At 73.2% G+C, this 23641-nt stretch carries 23 protein-coding genes; 12 read left to right on the plus strand and 11 right to left on the minus strand.

Going from position 1 to position 23641, the window contains the following annotated elements:
- The first annotated feature begins 22 nt into the window (after positions 1 to 22).
- The 3 genes from ACFP3V_RS24880 (at position 23) to ACFP3V_RS24890 (ending at position 1980) form a co-directional block, all read left to right on the plus strand.
- Entirely contained in the window at positions 23 to 1306 is a 1284-nt protein-coding gene (locus ACFP3V_RS24880; RefSeq protein ID WP_380587614.1) for a hypothetical protein, read from the plus strand.
- Between the two features lie 154 nt (positions 1307 to 1460).
- Positions 1461 to 1613: a hypothetical protein gene (locus tag ACFP3V_RS24885; protein WP_380587617.1), complete on the plus strand. Its 153-nt coding sequence runs from the start codon at positions 1461 to 1463 to the stop codon at positions 1611 to 1613.
- 241 nt (positions 1614 to 1854) lie between these two features.
- Complete coding sequence (locus ACFP3V_RS24890; protein WP_380587619.1) at positions 1855 to 1980, plus strand: hypothetical protein; 126 nt, start codon at positions 1855 to 1857, stop codon at positions 1978 to 1980.
- Between the two features lie 28 nt (positions 1981 to 2008).
- Here ACFP3V_RS24890 and ACFP3V_RS24895 read toward each other — a convergent pair whose 3' ends face one another.
- The 4 genes from ACFP3V_RS24895 to ACFP3V_RS24910 all read right to left on the minus strand — a co-directional run bounded on the left by ACFP3V_RS24895 (position 2009) and on the right by ACFP3V_RS24910 (position 7157).
- Entirely contained in the window at positions 2009 to 3415 is a 1407-nt protein-coding gene (locus tag ACFP3V_RS24895; protein WP_380587622.1) for an MFS transporter, read from the minus strand.
- Positions 3412 to 3921 (minus strand): DUF7144 family membrane protein, encoded by a 510-nt coding sequence (locus ACFP3V_RS24900; RefSeq protein WP_380587625.1) that lies wholly within the window; start codon positions 3919 to 3921, stop codon positions 3412 to 3414. Before ACFP3V_RS24900 ends, ACFP3V_RS24895 begins: the two co-directional genes overlap by 4 nt.
- A complete protein-coding gene (locus ACFP3V_RS24905) occupies positions 3918 to 5246 on the minus strand; it encodes a DUF2252 domain-containing protein (RefSeq protein WP_380587628.1) in 1329 nt (442 codons plus the stop codon). Before ACFP3V_RS24905 ends, ACFP3V_RS24900 begins: the two co-directional genes overlap by 4 nt.
- Positions 5247 to 5327: 81 nt before the next feature.
- Entirely contained in the window at positions 5328 to 7157 is a 1830-nt protein-coding gene (locus tag ACFP3V_RS24910) for a glycoside hydrolase family 15 protein (protein WP_380587631.1), read from the minus strand.
- 214 nt (positions 7158 to 7371) lie between these two features.
- Here ACFP3V_RS24910 and ACFP3V_RS24915 point away from each other — a divergent pair, with 214 nt between their 5' ends.
- A complete protein-coding gene (locus ACFP3V_RS24915; protein ID WP_380587633.1) occupies positions 7372 to 7572 on the plus strand; it encodes a hypothetical protein in 201 nt (66 codons plus the stop codon).
- A gap of 12 nt (positions 7573 to 7584) precedes the next feature.
- Here ACFP3V_RS24915 and ACFP3V_RS24920 read toward each other — a convergent pair whose 3' ends face one another.
- Positions 7585 to 10269 carry a winged helix-turn-helix domain-containing protein gene (locus ACFP3V_RS24920; protein ID WP_380587635.1) on the minus strand — a complete coding sequence of 895 codons (2685 nt, stop codon included), beginning with the start codon at positions 10267 to 10269 and terminating at the stop codon, positions 7585 to 7587.
- A gap of 269 nt (positions 10270 to 10538) precedes the next feature.
- On the opposite strand from ACFP3V_RS24920, the gene ACFP3V_RS24925 reads away from it, so the two are divergent.
- The 4 genes from ACFP3V_RS24925 to ACFP3V_RS24940 all read left to right on the plus strand — a co-directional run bounded on the left by ACFP3V_RS24925 (position 10539) and on the right by ACFP3V_RS24940 (position 14410).
- On the plus strand, positions 10539 to 11072 hold the full coding sequence (locus ACFP3V_RS24925) for a hypothetical protein (RefSeq protein ID WP_380587638.1): 534 nt from the start codon (positions 10539 to 10541) through the stop codon (positions 11070 to 11072).
- A gap of 116 nt (positions 11073 to 11188) precedes the next feature.
- On the plus strand, positions 11189 to 11587 hold the full coding sequence (locus ACFP3V_RS24930) for an SHOCT domain-containing protein (protein ID WP_380587674.1): 399 nt from the start codon (positions 11189 to 11191) through the stop codon (positions 11585 to 11587).
- Between the two features lie 62 nt (positions 11588 to 11649).
- Positions 11650 to 12111, plus strand: coding sequence for a DUF7144 family membrane protein (locus ACFP3V_RS24935; protein WP_380587641.1), 462 nt, complete (start codon positions 11650 to 11652; stop codon positions 12109 to 12111).
- Positions 12112 to 12526: 415 nt separating this feature from the next.
- Positions 12527 to 14410: a SpoIIE family protein phosphatase gene (locus tag ACFP3V_RS24940; protein WP_380587644.1), complete on the plus strand. Its 1884-nt coding sequence runs from the start codon at positions 12527 to 12529 to the stop codon at positions 14408 to 14410.
- Between the two features lie 87 nt (positions 14411 to 14497).
- Here the strand turns inward: ACFP3V_RS24940 and ACFP3V_RS24945 are convergent, their stop codons facing one another.
- From ACFP3V_RS24945 to ACFP3V_RS24955, 3 genes are read right to left on the minus strand one after another with little or no spacing between them, the layout of a single operon-like run.
- Complete coding sequence (locus ACFP3V_RS24945) at positions 14498 to 15361, minus strand: class II glutamine amidotransferase (protein ID WP_380587647.1); 864 nt, start codon at positions 15359 to 15361, stop codon at positions 14498 to 14500.
- 50 nt (positions 15362 to 15411) lie between these two features.
- Positions 15412 to 15696 carry an SHOCT domain-containing protein gene (locus tag ACFP3V_RS24950; protein ID WP_380587650.1) on the minus strand — a complete coding sequence of 95 codons (285 nt, stop codon included), beginning with the start codon at positions 15694 to 15696 and terminating at the stop codon, positions 15412 to 15414.
- 36 nt (positions 15697 to 15732) lie between these two features.
- Positions 15733 to 16215, minus strand: a complete 483-nt coding sequence (locus ACFP3V_RS24955; protein WP_380587653.1) for a DUF6325 family protein — start codon at positions 16213 to 16215, stop codon at positions 15733 to 15735.
- A 291-nt stretch (positions 16216 to 16506) separates the two neighbouring features.
- On the opposite strand from ACFP3V_RS24955, the gene ACFP3V_RS24960 reads away from it, so the two are divergent.
- Entirely contained in the window at positions 16507 to 17220 is a 714-nt protein-coding gene (locus ACFP3V_RS24960) for an alpha/beta fold hydrolase (protein ID WP_380587656.1), read from the plus strand.
- 195 nt (positions 17221 to 17415) lie between these two features.
- Here ACFP3V_RS24960 and ACFP3V_RS24965 read toward each other — a convergent pair whose 3' ends face one another.
- Positions 17416 to 18054, minus strand: coding sequence for a carbonic anhydrase (locus tag ACFP3V_RS24965; RefSeq protein WP_380587677.1), 639 nt, complete (start codon positions 18052 to 18054; stop codon positions 17416 to 17418).
- Positions 18055 to 18127: 73 nt separating this feature from the next.
- Positions 18128 to 19384, minus strand: coding sequence for a threonine/serine exporter family protein (locus ACFP3V_RS24970; protein ID WP_380587659.1), 1257 nt, complete (start codon positions 19382 to 19384; stop codon positions 18128 to 18130).
- A gap of 204 nt (positions 19385 to 19588) precedes the next feature.
- Between ACFP3V_RS24970 and ACFP3V_RS24975 the strand changes: the two genes are divergently transcribed.
- Together ACFP3V_RS24975 and ACFP3V_RS24980 are read left to right on the plus strand one after the other, a co-directional pair.
- On the plus strand, positions 19589 to 19948 hold the full coding sequence (locus ACFP3V_RS24975) for a DoxX family protein (protein WP_380587662.1): 360 nt from the start codon (positions 19589 to 19591) through the stop codon (positions 19946 to 19948).
- Between the two features lie 392 nt (positions 19949 to 20340).
- Positions 20341 to 21012, plus strand: a complete 672-nt coding sequence (locus ACFP3V_RS24980; protein WP_380587665.1) for a FadR/GntR family transcriptional regulator — start codon at positions 20341 to 20343, stop codon at positions 21010 to 21012.
- Positions 21013 to 21444: 432 nt separating this feature from the next.
- Here ACFP3V_RS24980 and ACFP3V_RS24985 read toward each other — a convergent pair whose 3' ends face one another.
- Positions 21445 to 22710, minus strand: a complete 1266-nt coding sequence (locus ACFP3V_RS24985; RefSeq protein WP_380587668.1) for a phosphodiester glycosidase family protein — start codon at positions 22708 to 22710, stop codon at positions 21445 to 21447.
- Between the two features lie 199 nt (positions 22711 to 22909).
- On the opposite strand from ACFP3V_RS24985, the gene ACFP3V_RS24990 reads away from it, so the two are divergent.
- Positions 22910 to 23386 (plus strand): GtrA family protein, encoded by a 477-nt coding sequence (locus ACFP3V_RS24990; protein ID WP_380587671.1) that lies wholly within the window; start codon positions 22910 to 22912, stop codon positions 23384 to 23386.
- The last annotated feature ends 255 nt before the right edge of the window (positions 23387 to 23641 follow it).

Below are 23641 nucleotides of genomic sequence, written 5' to 3' on the forward strand. Positions count from 1 at the left end.
CCGGCAACCTTGGAGGTCTGCGATGACGGTGAGCAGCGAGGTCGAGGTCGCGCGGCTTCGGCAGCAGGTACGGGAACTGTCGCGTCCCCGAAGCAGATTGCGTACGGTCGCCGCCTCCGGGTTGCTCGTGATCGTCCTGGTGCTGACGCCCCTGGCGATCGTGGCGGCCTGGACGTCGAGCATCCTCGGGGACACCGGCCGCTACGTGGCGACGGTGGGGCCGCTGGTGACCAAGCCCGCGGTGCAGGGCGCGATCGCCGACCGGGTGGCCAACGAGGTCGGTCAGCGCGTGGACGTCAACGCGCTGCTCCAGCAGGTGACTCCGCAGCAGCGGCCGGCGGTCAAGCTGCTGCTTCCCCGGGTGGGCAACGCCCTGGACAACGCCCTGACCAGCTTCGTGCAGAAGCAGACGCTGGCGGTGGTGTCCAGCGCCTGGTTCGCGACGTTCTGGACCCAGGCGAACGAGCGCATCCACAGCAGCATGGTCAAGGCCCTGACGGGCCAGGGCGGCGGGGCGGTCCAGCTGACGAACAACGCCGTCACCATCGATCTGGCCCCGGTGATCGACCAGGTCAAGACGCGGCTGGTGGACTCGGGGCTGTCCGTCGCCGCCAAGATCCCGGTGGTGCACACCTCGTTCACCGTCGCCCAGTCGGAGAACATCGGCGCGGCGAAGACCGGCTTCCGGCTGCTGCAGCTGGTGGGCAACTGGCTGCCGGTCCTGGTGGTGCTGCTGGCGGCGCTCGCGGTGTGGCTGGCGCGGGTCCGTCGGCGGGCCGTGGGCGTCGCGGCCGGTGTCATCGCGGCCGGTGCGCTGCTGCTGGCGGTCGGGTTGGTCGTGGCTCGGGCGCTGTACCTCGACAAGCTGCCCGCCGGGGTGAACTCCGACGCCGCCGCGGCGGTGTTCGACCAACTGGTGCGGTTCCTGCGGGTCACGCTGCGCTCGGTGGCCGTGCTGGGCATCGCCGTGATGCTGGGCGCGTGGCTCGCCGGCCCCGGCCGGCGTGCGGCACAGGTACGCGGCCTGTGGCAGGCCGGGGTGAGCGCGACGCGGCATGCGGCGGACTCCTACGGCATGCGGCTGGGGCCGGTGGACTCCTTCGTCCACCGGTGGAAGCGATGGTTCGTCTGGGGCGTGCTCGGTGCGGGCGGTCTGACGATCGCGCTCTGGCCGTACCCGACGCCCTGGGTCATCGTCGGTACCGTGCTCTCCTCGCTGTTCGCCCTGACGGTGGTGCAGTTCCTGGACGCGGTTCCCGCCCCCGCGCCGACGGAGACACCGGTGGGTCCGGTCGGCGCCAGATGAGCCGATGAGGGATCCAGCCCGGCGGGGGCCGACAGGCCCCCGCCGGGCTCTGTTCGGCCCGGTGCCCGGGGATGCGCTGATGTGCACCCGGACATTCCGGGGGCGGCGCGCTGCGGGGTCCGGAGAGCTGTGGCGTGACTCCACACGGCGGGAGTTGATGCAGCGGTCGGTGGCCTTCGCCGCGCCGGCCCTGGTGACGCCGGTCCCGCTGCCGCTGGTCGCCGGGCACTTCGACCCCTTCCCTCGGCGGTTCCCCGAGTGGATCGCCGACGGGACGGGCCTTCCCGTCGACACGCCCGTCCGGTGAAGCGGTGGTGCGCCGGACCGGCGCAGGCGCAGGTTCAGGGCGCGGCGGGAGTCGTGGGCTGCGTCGCCCTGGTGTTGGTCGGGGTGTCGTTCGCCTCGGCGGTGCCGAACGTCGATGCCGCATACGGGGGGCGGCCGGTGGGGTCCTGGCAGGAGAGCCGGTGGCGGCAGCCGGCCTGGCTCGCCGTGCTGGTCCGCTTCCTCACCGCCGTGGTGGAGACCGGCGCCCTGCTGCGTCACGGGTGGGGGACTATCCGTGGACGGCGCTCTGCGTCGTGGTCGTCATCGCGCCGTGGCTCAAGGGAGCGGCGTTCGTCTGCTACGGCGGGGCGCTGATCAGCCGTCAGCCGCGGGCACGTCGGACCTGAGCCCGCGCGGTCGGCGCGGGCGGGAGGGTCAGCGCTTCGAGGGTTCGGCCGCCCTTGTCGTCCCCGGTGTCTCGCGGGGGAGCAGCAGTGCCGACACGAGGCCCAGCACGCCGATGAGGGCGAGGGCGGCCATGGCTGCCGCGTAGCCGTTCTTCGTCAGCTCCGAGACGAGGATGGTGCCGGCGATGGCCGTGCCCAGGGAGGACCCGAGGTTGGAGACGCTGCGGGAGAGTCCGGAGATCTCGCCCTGCTGGCTGTCGGGGAAGGCGGACTGCACGACGTTGACCGACGGCGTGAGCATCAGGCCGATGCCGAGGCCGATGAGCAGCAGCCCGGGGGTGAACGCCCAGACGTTGCTGAAGGCGCGCACGAGCAGCAGCAGCACGACGATGCCGACCACGGTGACGGCGAAGCCGGCGACGATCAGGGTGCGCTGGGCGCGGCGCTTGGCCAGACGCTCGGCGGAGAGCGACGAGACGAGGAGGCCGACCGTCGCGGCGGTGAACACCCCACCGGTGGCGATGGCGCTGTAGTGGCGGACGACCTGCAGATAGGCGCCGACGGTGAAGGAGACGCCCATGAGCACGAGCCACTGGGCGTTCTGGGTGACCAGCCCGAGGTTCGAGGTGCGGTTGCGGAACAGGCTGGTGGGGAGCAGGGGTTGACGACCCGTGCGCTCCCGCTTGCGGATCCACCAGAAGAAGCCGCTCAGCACGGCGACTCCGGCCAGCAGCAGGCCGAGCATCAGCCAGGTGTTGTTGTCGGCGGCCAGGATGCCGGTCACCAGCAGAACGAGTCCGACGGCGGACAGGACGGCGCCGACGGTGTCGAAGACGGCGTGCGGATCCGGCGCGCGCGGGTCCTCCAGGCTCCTGGTGAGGAACAGGATGGCGATGATGACCAGGACCTGGAACCCGAAGTTGGCCCGCCAGCTGATAGCGGTGGTGAGCAGCCCGCCGATGAGCGGTCCGGCGGCCGCGCCGATCCCGCCCAGGGCCATGATGGCGCCGAAGGCGCGGGCCCGGGCGGCGGTTCCGGTGAACAGCAGGGTGGTGAGCACGTACACCGGGGGGATCAGCAGGGCCGTGCCGACGCCTTCGAGGATCGAGTTGCCGAGGATGAGGACGCCCAGGCCGGGGGCGGCCGCGCTGAGCAGGGCGCCGACCCCGTAGACGGCCAGTCCGCCCATCAGGCAGCGCTTGCGGCCCCAGCGGTCGGTGAGCTTGCCGCCGGGGATCATCAGCGCTGCCATCACCAACAGGAAGACGGTGATGGCGACTTGGATGCCTTGGACGGTGGTGTCCAGGTCCCGGCTCATGTCGTTGATCATCACGTTCATGCTGGAGCCGGCGAAGCTGCAGATGAACTGGGCCAGCGCGAGCGGGATCAGGACCCGTCGTGCGGCCACCGTGGGGGCGGGGAGTGTGCTGGTCATCGCTGCCTCCCGGCGGAGGGGAATGCGTCTGGGACCACGGCGTCCTGCTCGCCCGGGGCCGCGTCCGGGAGCGACCCGGCGGGAGGGGGCGACGGGCTGGTGACCACCGCGTAGAGCGCTGCGAGGTCGACGGCGATGACCGTCAACGACCAGGCCGGATAGGTGGGCAGGAACGCGAACTGCGTGAAGGCGTTGAGGCCGAGTACCACGCCGGCGAACCAGCGGGCCCAGGTGCTCCCCGTCAACAGGGCGACGCCGGCCAGGCCTTGGGCGACGGCGAGTGCGAGCAGCGCCCACCCGGCGCTGTGCAGGTCGCCGAAGACGTACCGGTGGGTGGCGGTGATCACGGGCGAGTCCGTGAGCGCCGCCATGGCGTCGAGTCCGTTGAACAGGGCGAGGAGGACGAGTGCCACCGAGGCGAAGGGCAGCAGGTTCCGGCGCCGGACGGGGGGCCGGGCGGCGGCGGCCGTGCTCCCCGCGAGCGGCGTTGCGGGCCTCGCGGTCATGTCGTGACCGGCAGGCGGCCGTCCCGGGTCGCCTGGGTGAAGGCGGCGTAGTCGTCGCGCGTCTGCCGGGCGTAGGCCAGCGCGAAGGCGGCCATCGCGTCGTCGAAGGAGGTGCCGCCGCCCAGGTAGGCGGCGATGGCCGCCCGGTTCCCGGAGCGGGCGTGGCCGCGGGCCAGGGCCCGCCCGCACAGGCCGGCGTACTGGAGCATCAGGCGGTCGGGCATGTCCTCGGTGCTGGCGGAGCCCTTCATGTCCAGCAGCTGCCGCCAGTAGAAGTGGCGTCCGGCGGGTCCGGTGGACCAGCCGAGGAAGATGTCGCCGAAGGCCTGCAGCAGGTGCTGGCCCTCGACCACGCGCTGCCCCTCGTGCGCGACCGGCGCGTCCACATAGGGGGCGAGTACGGAGGGTTCGGCCTCCTTGACCTGGAGCACGAACAGCTCGCCGACGGTGCGCCCTTGGAGCAGCACGACGAAGCAGCGGGTGCCGACGCTGCCGACGCCGACCACCTTGCGGGCGGCGTCGAGGATGCGGAAGCGGTCCAGCAACTGCGCCTGCGCGCGGGGGAGGCTGGCCCGGTAGTCGGCGAAGACCTGCTCCACCACCGTGCGGTCCTCCTCCCCGGCCGGCTCGATCATCGGCGGGTCGTGGACGAAGCGGGGCGTGCCGTCGGGGCCCGGCTCGGTGAGCTTGGCGACGGCCTTGCCGCTGTCGGTGCGGCGGGCCTTGTCCAGCGTGCGGCGCACCCGCGCCCGGTGCAGGGAGCTGCCGATCTCCTGCAGCAGGTCGTCGGCGGCGATGTGCGCGTACCAGACGGCGAGTTCGGGGGCTCCGGCGAGTTCGCGCAGGTGGGTGCGGTAGCTGCGGGCGGCCTCGGCGGCGGTGTCGCGCGCGGTCCGCTCGCCCGCGTGGTTGTCGAGGGAGGCGACGGCGAAGCTGGCCGCGAGCCGCTTGACGTCCCACTCGAACGGGCCGGGCAGTGTCTCGTCGAAGTCGTTGAGGTCGAACACGAGTCGGCGCTCGGGGGAGGCGAAGAGCCCGAAGTTGGACAGGTGGGCGTCGCCGCACAACTGCACGGTGAGCCCGGAGTCGGGCAGGCCGGCCAGGTCGGCCGCCATGACGGCCGGGGTGCCGCGGTAGAAGGCGAAGAGAGAGCCGGCCATGCGGGCGTAGCGGATCGGCATCAGTTCGGGCACCCGCGGCTCGGCCTCCTTCTCCAGGATGTCCACGGGGTCGCGGCGCTCCGGGGCGGGTGCCCACTCGCCGTGTGCCGAGCGGGGAAGGCGCTTGCGTGCGGCTTTGCCGGTGTCGGCCAGGTCGTCGTTCACGGTGGTCCTCCGGGTCGCGCGGGCGGTCACGTGGGCGAGGGCGAGGGTGTCGGATTGACGGGGCGTCAGGGTGACGGGACGTCAGCCGATGCCCTGGCGTTCGATCTCCTCGTCGAGGGCGAGGGCGGCGTCGATGAGCGCGAGGTGGGTGAACGCCTGCGGGAAGTTGCCCAGTTGCTCACCCGAGGGACCGATCTCCTCGGCGAACAGCCCGACGTGGTTGGCGTAGGTGAGCATCTTGTCGAAGGCGTACCGGGCCTGCGGGACCCGGCCGGCCCGGGCCAGGGCCTCGACGTAGAGGAAGGAGCACAGGTTGAAGGTGCCCTCCGAGCCGGCCAGCCCGTCCGGGGAGGCGGCCGGGTCGTAGCGGTAGACGAGGCTGTCGCTGACCAGTTCGCCGTCCATCGCGTCCAGGGTGGACAGCCACGCCGGGTCGGTCGGGGACAGGAAGCCCACCTTGGGCATGAGCAGCAGCGAGGCGTCCAACACGTCGGTGGCGTAGTGCTGGACGAAGGCCTCGCGCTTGGCGCTCCAGCCGCGCCGGACCACCTGGCGCAGGATCTCGTCACGGGCTGCGGTCCAGCGGACCAGGTCCGCTGGGCGGGCGTACTTCTGGGCGACCCGGATCGCCCGGTCGAAGGCCACCCAGCACATCAGGCGGCTGTAGGTGAAGTCCTGGCGTCCGCCGCGGGTCTCCCAGATGCCCTCGTCGGGCCGGTCCCAGTGGTCGGCGAGCCAGTCCACGAGCCGGCCGAACGCGTCCCAGCCACGCAGCGCGCCCATGTCGCCGTCGCCGGTGGCGAAGGCGTAGGCGGCCTCGCCGTAGATGTCGAGCTGCAGTTGGTCGGCGGCCGCGTTCCCGGCGCGCACGGGGTAGGAGCCGAGGTAGCCCTCCCAGCCGGCCAGCGTCTCCTCGCTCAGATGCGGGTCGCCGTCGATGCGGTACATGATCTGCAGCGGTTCGCCCTCGCCGTCGGCCTGCTCGATGCGGTCGCGGACCCAGTGGCGGAAGGCCAGGGCCTCGTCCTCGAAGCCGAGGCTGATCAGGGTGTGCACGGACAGGGACGCGTCGCGGATCCAGGTGTACCGGTAGTCCCAGTTGCGCTCTCCGCCGACCTGTTCGGGCAGGCCCATGGTGGCGGCGGCGATCAGGGCCCCGGTGGGGTGGTAGCTGAGCAGCTTGAGCGTGATCGCCGACCGGTGCACGATCTCGGTCCAACGTCCCTGGTAGCGCGAGGACTTGAGCCAGCGGTACCAGAACAGGCGGCAGCGGTCGAAGGCCGCGAGGGTGTCGGCGTCGCTGGGCGGGGCGGGCAGCGGGGCGCCCGGCGGCTGCGTGGTGAGGACCACGGTCGCCATCTCGCCGGCGTCCAGGGTGAACCGGGCGATGAGGTCGTCGCCGTCGGGGTGCAGCACGACCGGGTCGGTGGCCTGCACGCACAGCTCCTGCTCCGGGCCCTGCAGCCGGGCGGAGCGCTCGTCCGCGACGGTGATCCGGTGGGGCGCGCGGCCGTAGTCGAAGCGCGGGCGGCACTCGAGGACGAAGGGCACCCGGCCGCGCACCACCCGTGCCACGCGGATCAGTTGGTGCTGCTCGCTCGGCGTCGGCGAGGTGTCCGGCAGCATGAAGTCGACGACCTCGGCCACCCCCTCCGGAGCGAGGAACCGCGTCACGACGACGGCGGTGTCCGCCAGGTACAGCTGCTTGACAAGGACGCCCGGGACGGCCTCGCGGTCCACGGCGAGTCGGCAGTGGCCGCCCTTGGCCTGGTCGAGCAGGGAGGCGAACAGGCTGGCGGAGTCGAACCGCGGGGTGCACCACCAGTCGATGTCGCCGCTGGTCGAGACGAGGGCCGCGGTCTGCAGGTCGCCGACGACGCCGTGGTCGGCGATCGGGGGGTAAGGGCTCATGGCGCGCTCCTGGGGCGGGCGGGGACTGTGCCTGCGCGGCCACCGTAGGAAGGGCGTCCCCGGCGGCGGATCACCCGGCATGGGTGAACGCGGCCGCCGCCGCCCGGTCTTCGGGGGAGGTGGGCGCCGTCGAACCGTCACCTGCGGCGGGTGATGCGGCGCTGCCTGGCGGGGGACACGCTGGACACGGCATCGAGGCGAAGGGAGCCGGCTCGTGCGCTACGAGATCCGCGTGTCCGGCGTGCTCCAGGAGACGACGCGTCGGGAGGGCTTTCCGGAACTGGACAGCGTGGTCGTGTCCGGTCAGACGGTGCTGTTCGGCGACGTCGTCGACGAGGCCCACCTCTACGGTCTGCTGAACCGGTTCCAGGCCCTCGGCCTGACGGTGACGGAGATGCGCCAACTGCCCGAGTGAACCCGCCCGAGGTCAGCTCTCGTCGAGCAGGCGCAGCCGCCGGGCCCGGCGGACGGCGTCGCGGCGGTTGGCCGTCCCCAGCTTGCGGTTGATGCTCTTCAGATGCGTCTTGACCGTGTTCGCGGACACGAACAGGTCCTCGGCGATCTCCTCGGTCGACATCATCCGGCCGGCCCGGACGAGAACGGCGCACTCCCGGGCGGTCAGCGTCTCGACTGGCGGCACGTCGTCGCCCGGATCCGCGGCCTTCGGGGCGGGTGGCAGGAGATCGTCGGGGAGCCACGCATGCCCCTGCGCCAGACGCGGATGCCGGCGCAGTTGGTGGCGCACCCACCGGGCGGACTCGCGGAACGGGCGCCGCAGTTGCTCCGCCCGGGCGGTGGCCAGCGCCTGCACCAGGAGGCGCTCGCTGTTCGCGTCGTCGCGGGCCTCATCGGCCTGCGCCAGGAGCAGCAGGGCACGGGTTCGGGTGGCGCTGCCGACGGCCGGGTTGCTCTGTAGCGCCTGCAGAGCGCGCACCGAACTCTCGGCGTCGCGGTCCGCGGCGAGGCGGACCTGGGCCGCCGTGACGACCGAATCCGGAGCCCTGGTCTGCACCCCTTCCAGCTCGGCCGCTGCGGCTTGCGGCCGGCCGGCCGCCAGCTGCGCGGCGGACTGGGTCACGGCCAGGCGCTCGTCGCCCCACTCGGAGGTGCGGTCCGCCAGATCGCGGCTCCGGGTCTCCTCCAGAACCGCCAGCGCGGCCTCCGGACGCCCCAGGGCCAGGTGCAGCTTGGCGCGGATGACCGCGCAGCCTAGGGCGACGACGGGATCACCGTGCCCGGACCCGCTGGGCGCCATGCGGTTCAGGGCCGCCTGGGCGGCCTTCACCTCGTCGCGTTCCAAGGCGGTCGCCGCGAGGACCAGGTCCCTTACGTCGGTACGGCTGCTGAGGGGAAGGCTGAAGCGGTCGGCGTCCTCGTCTGCTTGGCGCACCCGGTGTTCCGCCCGGCCCGGCCAGCCGTGCAGGTAGTCGATGAGGGCGAGCCGGCACTGCGCGTCGTGGCGCAGTCGCGCGGTCGACGGGGACAGCGGTGCCTGCGCGGCCGCGTCCAGCGCCTTGCCGGCCTCGTCGAGGCGGCCGTGCCACAGCAGCGCCGACCCGAGGTCGGCATCCACCAGGGACAGCAGCTCCGGGTGCTGGCCCAGCGGACCCGGCGGGGCCTTCGGCTCCAGCTCGTGTGCGGTGCGGGCGGCGCTGTCCGCGACGACATCCGAACCGAGCAGCCGGCCGGCGCCCGCCTGCACGAGTGCGGCGGTCAGCTGGACCGGGACATCCTCGGACGGCAGCCGCTCCTCCATGCGCCGCAGCAGGCGCAGCGCGCTCTCGCCGTCCCCGTCGGCCAAGTGCAGGACCGCACGGACCAGTTCGGCCGCCGGGGTGTGCACGGACGGCGGCATGCCGGTGAACAGGCGGCGCAACCGGGAGGTGTCGCGGCCGGCCAGCAGCTCGCCCACGGCGAGCTCGTCGACCAGGACCTGTGCGGCGAACCACCAGGCCCCGGCCTCGGCGGCGTGCTCCACCGCCTCCTGGTAATGGCCGTGGTCCGCAAGCCAGTTGGCGGCACGCAGGTGCAGCTCCTCGTAGGACTCGGGGGCGACGGCCCTGAGGTGGAGCCGCAGGATGCCGGCGAACATCGGATGGAGCCGGTACCAGTCGTGGGCCAGGTACTCGGTGAAGGCGTTGGCCTCGTGGAGCCGGCTCAGGATCCGTTGCCCGTCCCGGCGGCCGGTGAGGGCGTCGGCCAGGCCGGGATGGATCCGGCTGAGGATGCTGCAGCGCAGCAACAGGTCCTGCGTGGCCGGGGGCTGGGTGTTCAGCACCTCGGCGAGGAGGAAGTCGGACACGGCCGCGTGCTCGGCGTCGATCCGCTTGAGGTAGGTGTCTGTGTCCTCGGCGTCCTGCGCGGCGAGCGCGAGCAGCCGGATGCCCGCAGTCCAGCCGGACAGGGTGCGGTGGACCGCGGCGACGGTCGACTCGCTGGGACGCAGTCCGTGGCGTTCCAGCAGGGCCCCCGTCTCGGGGCAGCTGAGCGCCAGGTCGGCGGCGCGGATCTCCGCGAGTTCGCCCGCGGCACGGTAGCGGTGCAGGGGCAGCGGCGGCTCGGTGCGGCTGATCAGCACCAGCCGCAGCCGGCCCGCGGTGTGGCGGACCAGGTCGTGCAACTGCTGGACCACGTCGGGGTCGTCGATGTGCTCGAACTCGTCCAGGACCAGCAGCGCCGGCTCCTGCTGCTCGTTGATCCACGCCGCCAGCCTGACGAGCAGTGAGGATTCGACGTGCTCGGCCTGTGCGGGGACGCCGAGGTCCGCGGGCATGGCGGTGAGGCTGCCGCGCAGTGCCTCCCGGACGTAGGCCCAGAAGTTCCCCGGTTGGTTGTCCCCCGCTTCGAGGGTGAGCCAGGCCGCCGGGCCGGGAAGACGCCCGCAGTCGAGCCAGTGCGCGACCAGCAGGGTCTTGCCGGCTCCGGCCGGTCCGTTGACCAGGGTGACCGGTAGCCGCACCGCTTCGTCGAGTCGGGTCAGCAAGCGGTCGCGGCGGAGGAACTCGCCCGGCAGGACCGGCGGTTGGAGGCGGGTGACGAGCAGGGGATCGCCGTTGGGCAGCCCGGACAGGGATGCGGGGGGACCCTCGGCCTTCTCAGGGATGTGCGCCATCATGCCACCGCCGGGTGCTTCGGCCGCATCCGTCCCGCGGCGCGTCGGGAAGGTCCATGGATCGGTGCCGGCAGGCCACGGAGCCTTGGGCCGCTCGAGGACACGTCTACGACGGTAGTCGCGGCGCGCCCGCGGCGCGATCGGAGCTGAGGCCGGGCTCCGGATGGCTGCTCACCTGCGAGGGGTGACGCCGCCGTGCGCAGGGGCGGGGGACCATCGCGGAAGGGCGGCCCACCGGCCGCCGAACTGCGTGGGCCGCGGGAGGCGTCATGACCGTGCCGGGACCGGCGTACCGCAAGCGGGCCCCCTCCGAGCCCGCCGTCGCCGGCGAGGAGCGGAGGGGACGCACCGACTACGCCGGCGCCGTCTACGGGTCCCTGCTGGCCGCCTCCGTGATCGCCGCCTCCGGCGTGCACGGGGAGCATCCGCGGCTGTCCCTGATCGTCCTGCTCCTGGTCACCGGCGTCGTCTTCTGGGCGGCCCACGTCTACGCCCGCGTCGCCGGCGAGCGCGAGGCCGGGCGTGACGTCAGCTGGCGGCAGGTGCGCGCGGTGGGCCGCCACGAGTGGTCCATCGTCGAGGCCGCCGCCCTGCCGGCCCTGGCCGTCCTGGTCAGTCCGTGGCTGGGGACGGGGGAGAACGCCTGGCTCGCGCTCGGCGTCGCCGTGGCGCAACAGGTGGCGTGGGCGACCCTCGGTGCGCGGCGGGCGGGCGCCTCGCCGCGGCAGATCCTCGTCGAGGGCTCGGTCAACCTGGTCCTCGGCCTGCTCATCGTGGTGGCCAAGGCGGCGGTCGGGCACTGAATCACCCGCTCCGGGTGGTGTCCGGACGAGGCGGGACCGGGATAAGTGGTGCTTGGTAGGACCGTGCCGCCACGGCAGCACCGCGGCGGACGCAGACGAACCGAGAGGTGAGCGCCGTGAACTACCCGCTGCTCAACATCTTCCTGACCACGATGTGGATCTTTCTCTGGGTCCTGTGGATCTTCCTGCTGGTCCGGGTCTTCATGGACCTGTTCCGCGACCGGGACCTGAGCGGCTGGGCCAAGGCCGGCTGGTCGGTGTTCCTGATCGTGCTGCCGTTCCTCGGAGTCTTCGTCTACATGATCGCGCGCGGCCGGGGCATGGCCGAACGCCAGGTCAAGGAGGCTGAGGAGGCGGAGTCCCAGTTCCGGGCCTACGTCCGTGAGGCGGCACACGGCGACGGCGCCGGCGACACCACCGCCGGGCAGCTCGCCCGCCTGGTGGACCTGAAGGACCACGGAGACCTCACGGAGGAGGAGTACCAGCAGGCCAAGTCCAAGCTCCTGGCCGCCTGACATCCCTCACGAGCACGGCCCGGCCCCCTCGTGGCCCGGCCGCTCACGAACTGGAGGCAACCATGACCACCGCAGCCCGACACGAAGCGGACCTCGCGGCCGCGAGGTCCGCCGGAACGAGCCTCGCCAGCCCCGGGCTGGTCACCTTCGCCGGCGTCCTGCTGGTGCTGCTCGGGTTCTTCAACGGGCTGGACGGCATCGCCGCCATCGCCCAGTCGCACGTCTTCGTCGGCAACGTCCACTACGTCTTCGGCGACCTGCGGGCCTGGGGATGGGTGATGCTGTTCCTGGGCGTGCTCCAACTCGCCGCCGCCTTCGGCATTCTGATGGCCCGTGCCGAATGGGCCCGCTGGACCGGCGTCGGCGTCCTGGTCCTCAACGCCTTCTCGCAGATGGCCTTCATCCCCTCGTACCCGCTGTGGTCGCTCACGATCATCGCGGTGGACGTGGTGGCCATCTACGGGCTGACCGCACACGGCCCGCTCGAGCGGACGACGGACACGGCAGGGCAGACGCAGAAGTAACGCACCGACCGACTGGCGACCCGCCTTCCGGTCGGCAGCCGGCTTCCCACAGCTGTCGCCGCGCCGCCGACCGGCGCGCCGGCAGCTGTGGACCGCACTGGGCCCCGACGAGATCCGAGGACCGCAGCGATGACCCGGCGACCCACCGCTTTCCAGGGCGGGGAACTCCCGCTCCCCGCAACAGAGTCCGCAGACGGCGACCGCGCCGGCGCCGCCTACCTCGACGAGCCTCTCGTCCGGTGCGTGCGCGAGCTGGGGCGAGCGTCGGCGCCGTCTACCTCTGCGACACGGAGCCGGACATGTTCCGGCTGGCCGTGCTGATCGGCGTCCCCGTGGACTTCCTGACGCCGTGGCTGCGGGTCCCGCTCGCGGTGTCCACCCCCGGGACCGACGCCATCCGCCGGCAGGAGATGGTGTGGGTGGGAAGCCAGCAGGAGTTGGTCGACTCCTATCCCCGCGTGGCCATCGCCGTGCCTACCCGTTCGTCCTGGCCGCCGCCCCCATCACCGCGGGACGGCCCTGGGGAGCGCTCCTGCTGCTGTGGCCCGCGGTCCACCCCGAGCGTCCGAGCCGCCGCGAGCGGCGCAACATCAGCTCCACCTGCGACCGCCTGGCACGGCTGATCACCGAGCACACCCGGACCCACCGGTACGTGCCCCCGGCCGCACCGCGGGTGCTCCCGGACGCGACGCTCCGCCCTGGGGCGTCACCCCAGGGGCTGGCCGCGGCCGACTTCGCCGCCCGGCTGCCGGAGGGCGGCCTGGCGCTCGACCTGCAGGGCCGGCTCACCTATGTGAGCCCCAGGGCAGCCGAACTCCTGGGCCGCGGCGAGCAGGAACTGGTGGGCACGCTGCCCTGGCAGTCCCTGCCGTGGCTCGACGACCCGCTCTACGAGGATCGCTACCGCGCCGCGGTCATCAGCCGCCAGCCCGTGGCGTTCGCGGCGGTGCGGCCGCCCGACACCCACCTGCACTTCCGCCTGTACCCCGACGCCAGCGGAATCAGTGTGCTCGTCACCCCCCAGGAGGACAGCCGCAACGGCGAACCCCCGCCAGCGCGGGAGTCGCGCCCGCGCCCGCCGCGGGTCGGACGCCTCTACCAGCTGATGCACCTGGCCACGGCCCTGACCGAGGCGGCCACGGTACGGGACGTCGTCGACCTGGTCGCCGATCAGATCGTGCCCGCTTTCGACGCGCAGGGGCTGGTGCTCTACCTGGTCGAGGCCGAACGCCTCAGGGTCGCCGGGCATCGGGGCTACCGGCCGGGGGCGCTGGCCCGACTGGACGGTGCTCCGCTGAACAGCACGTTCACGCCGGCCGCGCAGGCCACCACCATGGGGGTGCCGTTCTTCCTCGGGTCCCCGGAGGACATCGAGCAGCTGTATCCGGGCATGGCCCGGCTGACCGGTCAACAGGCATGGGCCGTACTGCCGCTGACCACCCATCACGAACGGGTGGGCTGCTGCGTGGTGGCCTTCGAGCGGCCGCATCCTTTCAGCGCCGACGAGCGAGCCGTGCTCACCTCGCTGGCCGGTCTGATCGCGCAGGCTCTTGAGCGGGCCCGCCTCTACGACGCGCAGTACGACCTGGCACACGGACTGCAGGAGGCCCTGCTTCCTCGCGGCCTCGCCGAGCTTCCCGGCCTGGAGACCGCGGCGTGCTACCTGCCCGCCACCCGCGGCATGGACATCGGTGGCGACTTCTACGACCTGATCCGACTGTCGCCCACGTCGGCCGCGGCAGTGATCGGCGACGTCCAGGGCCACAACGTGGCAGCGGCCGCCCTCATGGGGCAGATCCGCACCGCCATCCGCGCGCACGCCTCCGTGACGGCCAACCCCGCGGACATCCTCGCGCGCACCAACCGCCTGCTGCTGGAACTGGACTCCGACCTGATCGCCAGCTGCATGTGTGTGCAGCTGGACCTGGACCGGCATCAGGCGCTGCTGGCCAGTGCAGGCCACCTTCCCCCGCTGCTGGCGCGGCCCGGAGAACGTGCGCAGGTGCTGGAGGTCCATCCCGGGCCCCTGCTGGGTGTGACCTCGGGCGCCGACTATCCGGCGGATGCCGTGGAGTTCCCGGCCGGAACCCTGCTGGCCCTGTACACGGACGGCCTGGTGGAAGCCCCGGGCGACGACCTCGACCAGGCACTGATGGCACATGCCCGACAGCTGGACCGGGACCCCCGACCGTGCGGAGCACAACTGGGCGGACTGGTCGACGACCTGCTGCGGACGGTCCCCCCAACCGGCCCGCGCACCGATGACATCGCCGTCCTGCTGCTGCACTCCGTCGGCTGACCCGCCCCCGGCGGGCGGTGTGGTCGGTGCGCGTACGTGGTGGAGCCCGCCCTGCGGGGGCGGGCTCCACCACGCGGCGGGACGGGGTCACCTCCTGGCCGCGGCCAGGTACGGCTGGAGCGGCAGCAGCTCGTCCTGGCCGCTCTGCACCACCCCGAAGCAGGATTCCGGCACCTCGTTCCAGGCACCCTCCCTCGGGCCCAGCGGCTCGGACACGACGATCCGGGTCTCCGGATCCAGCGTCGACATCACCGGATCGTCGGGGTAGAGGCGGCCCAACGTCTCCACGTCGGTGCTGAAGAACAGGGTCCGCGACCGGCGCGCCGTCGAGTAGCGGAACACCCACATCCGGTCCCCGTCGCTCGTCGCCACCGTCATCTGCAGCGCGTCGGGGACGCCGTGCTTGGCGGCCGTCTCCTCCACCTGGCAGATCATGCGGGCGACGGCCGCCGGAGGGTCCTCCTCCAGCCCGAAGCCGAGCGCGAGGTGGAACATCAGCTCCGAGTCGGTCGACCCCAGGATGTCCGGCAGCAGCGCCGGCTCGACCGCCAGCAGGAGATCCCGCTTCAGCTCGTGGAAGGAGGCGATCGCGCCGTTGTGCATCCACAACCACCGTCCGTGCCGGAAGGGATGACAGTTCGTCTGCTGCACCGGCGTCCCCGTGGAGGCGCGGATGTGGGCGAAGAACAGCGGCGAACGGACGTGGGCCGCGAGGTCCTGCAGGTTCATGTCCCCCCACGCCGGTCCGGTCGACCGGAACAGCGCCGGGGTGGACGGGGAGCCGTCGGCGCCCGAGAGGTCGGGGTACCAGCCCACGCCCACCCCGTCCCCGTTGAGGGTCTCGACGCCCATCCGGGCGTGCCGGCTCTGGTCGATCAGCGAGTGCTCCGGCTTGTAGAGGAGCTCGTCGAGGAGGATCGGCGAGCCGTAGTAGGCGAGCCATCGACACATGGCCAGGCTCCTTTCCACGCCGTCGGCGGCGCGGTGTGCTCGGTGTGGGTTCAGCCGGCGAGGATCCGCTGCTTCTGCGCGGCGAACTCGGCGTCGGTGAGCACCCCTTGGTCCCGCAGCTGCCCCAACTGCTGCAGCTGGGCGATCTTCGCGTCCATGTCCGTCCCGGCGGGGGCGGGCGGGGGAGCGGCGGGAGCGGGAGCGGCCTGCGCCGCGGCCGCGGCGTCCTGCTCGGCCCAGCGGCCCGCCTGTCGGCGGGAGACCCGGTTCGAGACGGCGGTGGCGGTGCCGGCGACCACGGCGGTGCGTGCCATTCCGCGCAACAGTCCAGGCATGGCGTGCGCTCCTTTCGGTCGATTCGGTCGATTCGGTCAGGCGGCGTGCGTGCCGGTGTCGGACCGGTCGAGCTGGTCGAGTTGGTCGAGCTCGTCGAGCGAGCGCAGCAGGTCCTGCACCGGCACGCGGCCGCTCGCGACCAGACGTGCCCCGCCCCGGCGCAGGGCCGCGGCGAACGGGCCGGCCCAGGTGTTCTCGTAGACGAGCACCCCGGCGGAGTTGCCCGGCTCGATGACCCCGGCGGCCTCGCCCAGGTCGTCGGCGCCGACCAGCCCGGAGGACGCGCCCTGGAAGACGGCCAGGTCGAGGGTCCCGTCGCCGTCGAAGTCGGCCAGCTCCATGGCGGTGACCGTGCCGTCGGTGTCCTTGCGCACGAAGGCGAAGTCCAGGATGCGGATGATGCCCCGGTCCACGAGGTCGATCAGCAGCGGCAGCCCCTCCCCGGTCATCCGGTTGCCGGGGAACTCGACCACCAGGTAGTCGACGGGGCCCATCTCGGTGAAGGCGTCGTCCGCCATGGCGTGCTCCTTTCGCCCGCCCCGGCCCACCGTCGGCCGGGACACAGCGACGACGCTAGGAGCACGCCGCAGTCGGGGGATCACCTCCCAGGGGTGAGCCGGGAGGCCCTACGAGCGCGGGCACTGCGGGCAGCGGAGTACCGGGCGTCGGTGCGTGGTCGAGCCGGCGGATCGTAGCGATACGAAGCCATGCCGCCGACCGGTGACACTTCAGCCATGTCCCGTGGTCCTGGTCGTGCCTCGCGCCGACCGCATCGGGACGGCTGCGGCTCGAAGGAGGAGGAGAGACACATGGCGACGTTCGTCCTGGTACCCGGCGGCTGGAAGGGCTCCTGGGCCTACGAGGCGGTGGTTCCGCTGCTGGAGCGTGCCGGTCACGCGGTTCACGCCCTGACCCTGACCGGTCTGCGGCCGGACGACGACCGCGCGACGGTCGCGGGCGCCAACCTGGACACGCATGCGGACGACGTCCTGCGGCTCCTGGACCGCGAGGGCGTCACCGACGCGACGCTGGTCGGCCACAGTTACGCCGGAATGGTGATCGCCGCGGCCGCCGACCGCGCGGGCGGCCGGGTCTCGCGACTGGTGCACCTGGACGCGTTCGTGCCGCGCGACGGCGAGTCGTGCTGGTCGGCGGCGAACGACCACTTCCGGCAGTTGTTCACGGCCGGGGCCGCGGCCACCGGCTACTCCGTCCGTCCGCCCGAGGGCGGCGATCCGCGCCGGCGTCCCCATCCGCTCGCCGCGTTCCTGCAGACGATCCGGCTCTCGGGCGCGTTCGAGCGGGTGCAGCGACGGGAGTTCGTCTACTGCGCGGGATGGGAGGACCGGACGCCGTTCGCCGGACTCCGCGCCCGCCTCGCGGCTGATCCCGCGTGGCGGGTCCACGACCTGCCGACCGGCCACGACGCGATGCGCGAAGCCCCGCGGGCGGTCGCCGCGCTGCTGCTCGGGGAGCGGGCCCCGGTGTCGGCGGGGCGGGCGGTGGACCGGCGTCCCGCCTGAGCCGGGGGCTGCGGCGTGGGCGGAACAGCCCGCCGAGCGTGCAGGGGCTGACCTGGCGTCAGGGACGGAAGCCGTGCGCGGGGCCGGAACGGCCCCGCAGGCATGCCGCGGCTGACGTGGCGTCAAGGAGCCGCCCGGCGCTTCGCGCGCGGCGACGCGCAGGAAGGGCGGCCGGGAACGAGATGCGCCTGCCGGTCAGACGACCGGGGCGGGCACCTCGATGCCACGGGCGGTGACCAGCTGGGCGGTGCCGTCGACCAGGCGGTAGGCGAGGCCCACCACGGCCGTGCGGCCCGCCGCCACCGCGTCGGAGACGACGCGCGAGCGGTCCATGAGCAGGTTGACGGTGTGCTCTATCTGGGCGGCGATGAAGTCCGCGTCCTCGGTCCGGCCCGCCGCGTTGGTGGCCAGCACGCTGGGGGTCACCTTCTCGATCACGTCGCTGACGTAGCCCTCGGCGGTGCTGCCGTCGGCGACGGCGGCCCGTGCCGCCGCAACGGCGCCGCAGGAGTCGTGGCCGAGGACGACGACCAGCGGGCAGCCGAGGATGCTGACGCCGTACTCGATGCTGCCCATCACCTCCGGGCCCATCACATGACCGGCGGTGCGGACGACGAAGAGGTCGCCCAGACCGCGGTCGAAGATGATCTCGGCGGCCAGGCGGGAGTCGGAGCAGCCGAACAGCACGGCGAAGGGGTTCTGCCCGGGGGCGACCTCGGTGCGGCGGGCGGCGTCCTGGTTCGGGTGGTCCGGGACCCCGCTGGTGAACCTGCGGTTGCCGGCCAGCAGCAGTTCGAACGCTTCTTGGGGAGTCAAGGTGTCCGTCACGGTCAGCAGCTTACGGGGGCGCTGATCCGGCCACCCTTCGGGGGCCCGTCCGGACACGCGGACCGGACGTCGCCGGGTCCTAGTGATGCCCGTGCGGGCGCTGGGCGAGGACCGCGCCGAGCAGGAGGCCGGCGGCGATGGCCACCACGATGGTCACCAGCTTGCCCAGGTCCTGGAAGCCGGCGATGACGTAGCCGCCGGCCAGCGCGGTCAGGCCGCGCATGCCCAGGGAGCCGACGGTGAGGGTGAAGAACCCGGGCAGGAGCAGCAACAGCCGTGGCGGCTGCCCGGGGCGTCGCGCCAGCAGCGTGGCGGCCAGGCCGAGCACGACCGCGCCGACGAAGGTGCCGCCCACCTCGCCGATCAGCTTGGTGGCCGCCGTCTGCACGCCGACCGTCAGGTAGACCAGGAGCAGCAGCCGTGTCAGCAGGCGCCAGGGCATGGCGAAGGCGAGCACGGTGCCGACGGTGAAGACGATCCAGGCGAGGAACAGCGCCCAGCGCGGCAGGTCGCCGTGCGCCGCGACGTCGAACAGGGCATGCCGGGAGCGGCCGGTGATCAGGAGGCCGATCACCACGCCGACGTAGAGCTGGAGCAGCAGGAAGACGGCGTAGACGAGTCGGACGGCCCCGGTGCTCAGGAAGCCGGCGGCCAGTTCGGCGGTGGCGGCGCTGAGGTAGTCGCCCGGGACGTAGAAGAACAGGGCGGGCAGCATCAGCAGCACCGGGCCGCCGTGTGCGGGGGTGCGCGCGAAGGCCTCCAGGGTGACCAGGGAGACCGTGATCGAGGCGATCAGCGGCAGCACGGCCGCCAGGCGCGGCAGGCGCTCGGAGGCCACGGCGAGGCCGCCGCCGATCGAGGCGAGGACCGCGGTGGTCCACACCTCGTACCAGGTGGGCTGCATCAGGGGAGCGAAGCCGACGCAGAAGAGCACGATGCCGGCGAACTTGAGCCACCAGGGGTAGGGGGCGGGCGCCCGCTCGACGGCCGCGAGCCGCCGGTCGGCCTCGCGGAGGGTGGTGCGGCCGTTCTCGACGTCCTCCAACAGGGGCTTCAGCGCTGCGAGTTGGTCGAGGCGGAACACCTCGGGGAAGGCACGGACGTTGACCGTGGAGTTGCGGCCGTGGGAGCTGACGGCGACCGAGGCCGCTTCGGGCAGCACGACGAGGTCGGCGGTGGCGCCGAAGGCGCGGGCGGCGGTGCGGACGGCGCTCTCGACCTGTTCGGCGCCCTCGCCGCTGTTGCGCAGCAGCAGTTGGGCCAGCCGGCCGAGGAAGGCGGTCAGCACCTCGTGCGTGTCGGCGGCCCCGGCCGGTGATCCGACGTCCACGCTCATGCCGGGCTCCTCTCACCGTCCGTTCGCACCACGACAGCAACAGCCTGAGCGAGGTCCGGGGTCGCCGCACCCCGCGAGGCGCCCCGATCCGGGACCGGGGCGGAGCCGGGTGTGATCGTCGTCGCAGTCGTGGCGACGGACCGCCGCCGGGAAGCTACCGGCCGGTAAAGTACCGGCACTACCGCCGCCCTCCCTGGAGTCGCCATGCCGCGCAAGGCCGCCCTCTCCCTCGCCGCCCTGCTGGCGACGGCGGGAACCGCGCACTTCGTCCGGCCGCGCCCGTTCGACGACCTGATCCCGGATGCGCTGCCGGGCACCCCCCGGGCCTGGACCTACGCCAGCGGGGCGGCCGAACTCGCCCTCGCGGCCGGGCTGTTGGTCCCCGCGACGCGCAGGCGCAGTGCGCTCGCGGCCGCCGCCTTCTTCGTCGCGGTGTTCCCCGGCAACGTCACCATGGCGTACCGGTGGCGGAACCGGCCGCTGCCGCAGCGTGCGCTCGCGTACGGCCGGCTGCCGCTGCAGGTGCCGCTCGTGGCGTGGGCACGGAGCGCGACCCGCGCCTGACGGCGGCCGCGCCGCCGGTCGGTCCGCCCGGTCGAGGCCGGGGCGCAGCTGGTATGAACGACCGTGAGGGGCCGACGGAGGGAGAGGCGTGTGCGCGGAGCGAGCCGGTGGCGGGCGCTGGCCGTCGTGCTGGCCGTAGGGGTGACCGCCGGGCCGGTGCTCTGGTCGGCGGACCCGTCCGGAGCCGGGGCTCCCGCGGGGGCGGTCGGGACCGATGCCCAGGAACCACTGCCGCCCGGATGGATCGCCGCCCATCCGGTCGTCGAGCCGTTCGGCCCGCCGGCGGCGCCGGGCCGGTCTCCGGGGCGGCCTCCGGGGCCGCGCTGAACCGGCCCTGTCCGGACACGGCACTAGCATGGCCGCCAGACATCCGACCAATGGGAGGCGGGACCGTGTCGGTTACCGACGAGGCGATCGAGAAGATCAAGGAGATGATCGTCTCCGGCGAGCTGGCTCCGGGGGACAGGCTGCCCAGGGAGGCCGACCTGGCCGGCGCGCTCGGGCTCTCCCGCAACTCGCTGCGGGAGGCCGTCAAGGCCCTCTCCCTGCTCAACGTGCTGGACGTGCGGCAGGGTGACGGCACCTACGTCACCAGCCTCGAAGCCCCGCTGCTGCTGGAGACGTTGAGCTTCATCCTGGATCTGCACCGCGACGACGACGTGCTCCAGGTCTTCCAGGTGCGGTCCATCCTCGAACCCGCGGCCACCGGCCTGGCCGCCCAGCACGCGGACGACGAGGCCATCGCGGAGCTGCGGGAGATCGTCGCGGCGGCGGGGGAGGCGTCGACGGTGACCGAACTGGTCGCCTCCGACATCCGGTTCCACGTGCGCATCGCCGAGGCGGCCGGCAACCCGCTGCTCGCCTCGTTGATCGAGTCGCTCTCGGCCCGCAGCGCGAGAGCGCGGATCTGGCGCGGCCTGACCCAGCAGCACGCCGTGGAACAGACGGTGGCGGAGCACCAGGCCATCCTGGACGCCGTGGACGCGGGCGAGACGGAGCTGGCCCGCTCCCTGGCGACCGTGCACATCGCGGGCGTCACCCAGTGGGTGCGCGGCGCGCTCTGACCCGACGGAACCGCCCCAGGGTCAAGGGACCTGCCGCCAGCGGTGGTTGACGGTCGCTGTGCCTGGGCTGAGCGGCACCGAGCCGTCTGCGGGCCGTAGGTCGCGTCGACCACCGCGTGGATGCCCCACGCGGGGGGCGGAGCCCGCGCTTGCGGCGGCCCCCGGCGGGCGCGCACCCGGCGGTGCCGCCCTGGGCGGCTGCGCCGCCGTGGACGACCCCGGCGGCCGCGCCAGGAGCGCCGGGCTCGCCGCGCCGGTCCGTCCGCTTTCGTGCCGGCTGCTGTCGCGCCGACGCAGACGGCCACGGGGGAACCGGCGAGCAGAACGCCGGTGGTCGTCCGCCGGGCCGGGCGGACCGGCGGGAGTGGGCAGCCGCGCGGTCGCCGTCGTTCGCCTGACCGCTCCGCCCTGGGATGCCGGGGCCGCCCGCATTCAGGGGCGGGCGTAGACGGCGACGAAGTCGCGGCTCGACGGCTGGTAGTAACGGTCCGCCGGGCGAACGAAGTTGACGAGGTTGTGCGGCGTCGGGTCGGCCGGGTCCGCCGTGCCGTCGTAGGAGATGAACGACGGCCAGCTCAGGTTGATGTCGAGCATCATGGCGCGGACCGCTCCCGCCCGCTGCAGCAGCACCGCCAGTGTCTGCACCGACAGCACCCGGCCGCCCACATAGAGGATGTCGCCGTTGCGGTCGATGCCGACGCCGGAGCGGGCCACGAAGGGCATGCCCTTGTCGGTGGCCCCCCAGACCGCGGTGCCGCCGGTCGTGACCTGGGGGGTGATCCGGCCGTCGTCGACCAGCAGCGCCAGGCACTGCCGCACACCGACGACGTCCGGCGTCATCCGCACGTCGCGCCCCCACAGGCCGATCCGCAACGAGCCGTCGCGGTAGAACACTTCGGACGCGGCGCCGTCGCGCAGCGACCGGGCCGTCCTGCCGTCGAGGTAGAAGCCGCCGTGGGAGTCGCCGTTGCTCACCTTGAAGCCGCCGTTGTAGGTGGCGACCAGCCCGCGCCGGTGGCCGGGACCGATGCTGTCCGGGACCGCCCAGCGGCCGCCGGGCTCCTGGAACCCCGGGTGGAGCTGAAAGGTCAGCGCGCGCTGCTTCATCCACACCACGCCGACCGGGAACGAGGTGTACTGCGTGTCCGGTCGCATGGTGGCGCTCTGCACGACGGGCTCGCCGTGCTCCTCCACGAGCGGAACGAAGTCGCCCTCGCCCGGCAGCGCTGGGCTGACCAGCGGCCGGATCGGCGCGTGCAGCCGAACGGCGGAACGTGCCGCGGACTGCTGCCGCTGGGCGGCCCGCATCCGGGCCAGCGCGTCCGGAGGTACCGCGCCCCCGGCGGCGGGCGGTGAATACGTCTGCACCTCAAGCCAGTTCACGGCCCAGTCCAGGCCGTGGTCGCGGCCCCACTCGGCCAGCCGGGCCGAGGTGCTGTCGGTGCCCGGCGCCGCCAGGGCGCCGTAGACGGACCAGCCGACCCACAGGCAGCACACCAGTACCACCGCGAGGACGCCGCGCAGCACCCGCCGCACCACCGTGCGCCGGTGACTCTCCGTCAGCCGGCGGGCCCGGCGGGCGGCCCGTCGGCGTCCCCACCAGGACGCCGGGGCCGGCGGGGGAGTCGGCTCGGGGCCGGGTCCGCTCGGCTCGCCCTGCTCGCTGCCCGACGCGTCGGGCTCGTGTATCGCGCTCACCCGGCCATCGAAACCGCTCACCGTCCCCGGCGCCATCCGACGTCCCCCGGGTGCCGGGCCGGCGGGGTGGTGCGAGAAAGGACCCGTGGTGCACTCCCGGCGGTCGCGGCCGCCCCACAGCGTCCGCCCCGTCACGAGCGCCGACCGCCTCGGACCGGGGGGACGCCTGCGCGCGCTCGGTCCGGAAGCCGGACGGTTCGTGACCGTGGGCCTGTGCGGACTGGCGACCAACATGCTCGGCTTCAACCTGCTCAACCGGCCCTGGTCCGGCCTTGGCGTGGTGTCCGCGGGCATGCTGGCCACCCTGGCCGGAGTCCTGGTCACCTATGTCGGCAACCGCTGGTGGACGTACCGCGGACGGGTGACGGACGGCACCAGAGGCGTCTTCCTTCGCTTCCTGGCGTTCAGCTGCGTCGGACTGCTGATCGAGAACGGTGTCCTCGCGCTCGGCCACTACGGCCTGGGCGCGGACACCCGATTGGCGGACAACGCCTTCAAACTCCTGGGCCTGGTGCTGGGGACCGCGTTCCGCTTCGTGTCCTACCGGTCCTGGGTGTTCCGGGGGCCCGCCGCCGGGGCCGCGGCCCACCGGCCTGACCGTCGCTCAACTGCCGCAGGCCGGGCGGCCCTTGACAGCCCCTCCGCTCGAGGTGCCGACCGCGCGGGCCGCGGTTAGCGTGGCGCTGCCGAAGCGTCCCCTGCCCCGAACCTGTGGGAAGGACTGCACGTGAGCGACTTCCGGCTGTTCCCGTCTCCCGGCGGGCCGCGCACGACCGCCACCGGCGGCACCTGCGCCGGGCTGCCCGCCTCGTCGGCCGGGTGCCGGCGCCCCGCGATCCCGGCGGCCGGTGCCCCTGCGGCCGGCCGAACCCGGTGAGCGCCGCGCCGGCGGGGCCCGAGCCCGAGCCGCTGCCCGTCACGGCTCCCGGTC

This window comes from Streptacidiphilus monticola, from assembly GCF_042658505.1.
Lineage (GTDB): Bacteria > Actinomycetota > Actinomycetes > Streptomycetales > Streptomycetaceae > Streptacidiphilus > Streptacidiphilus monticola.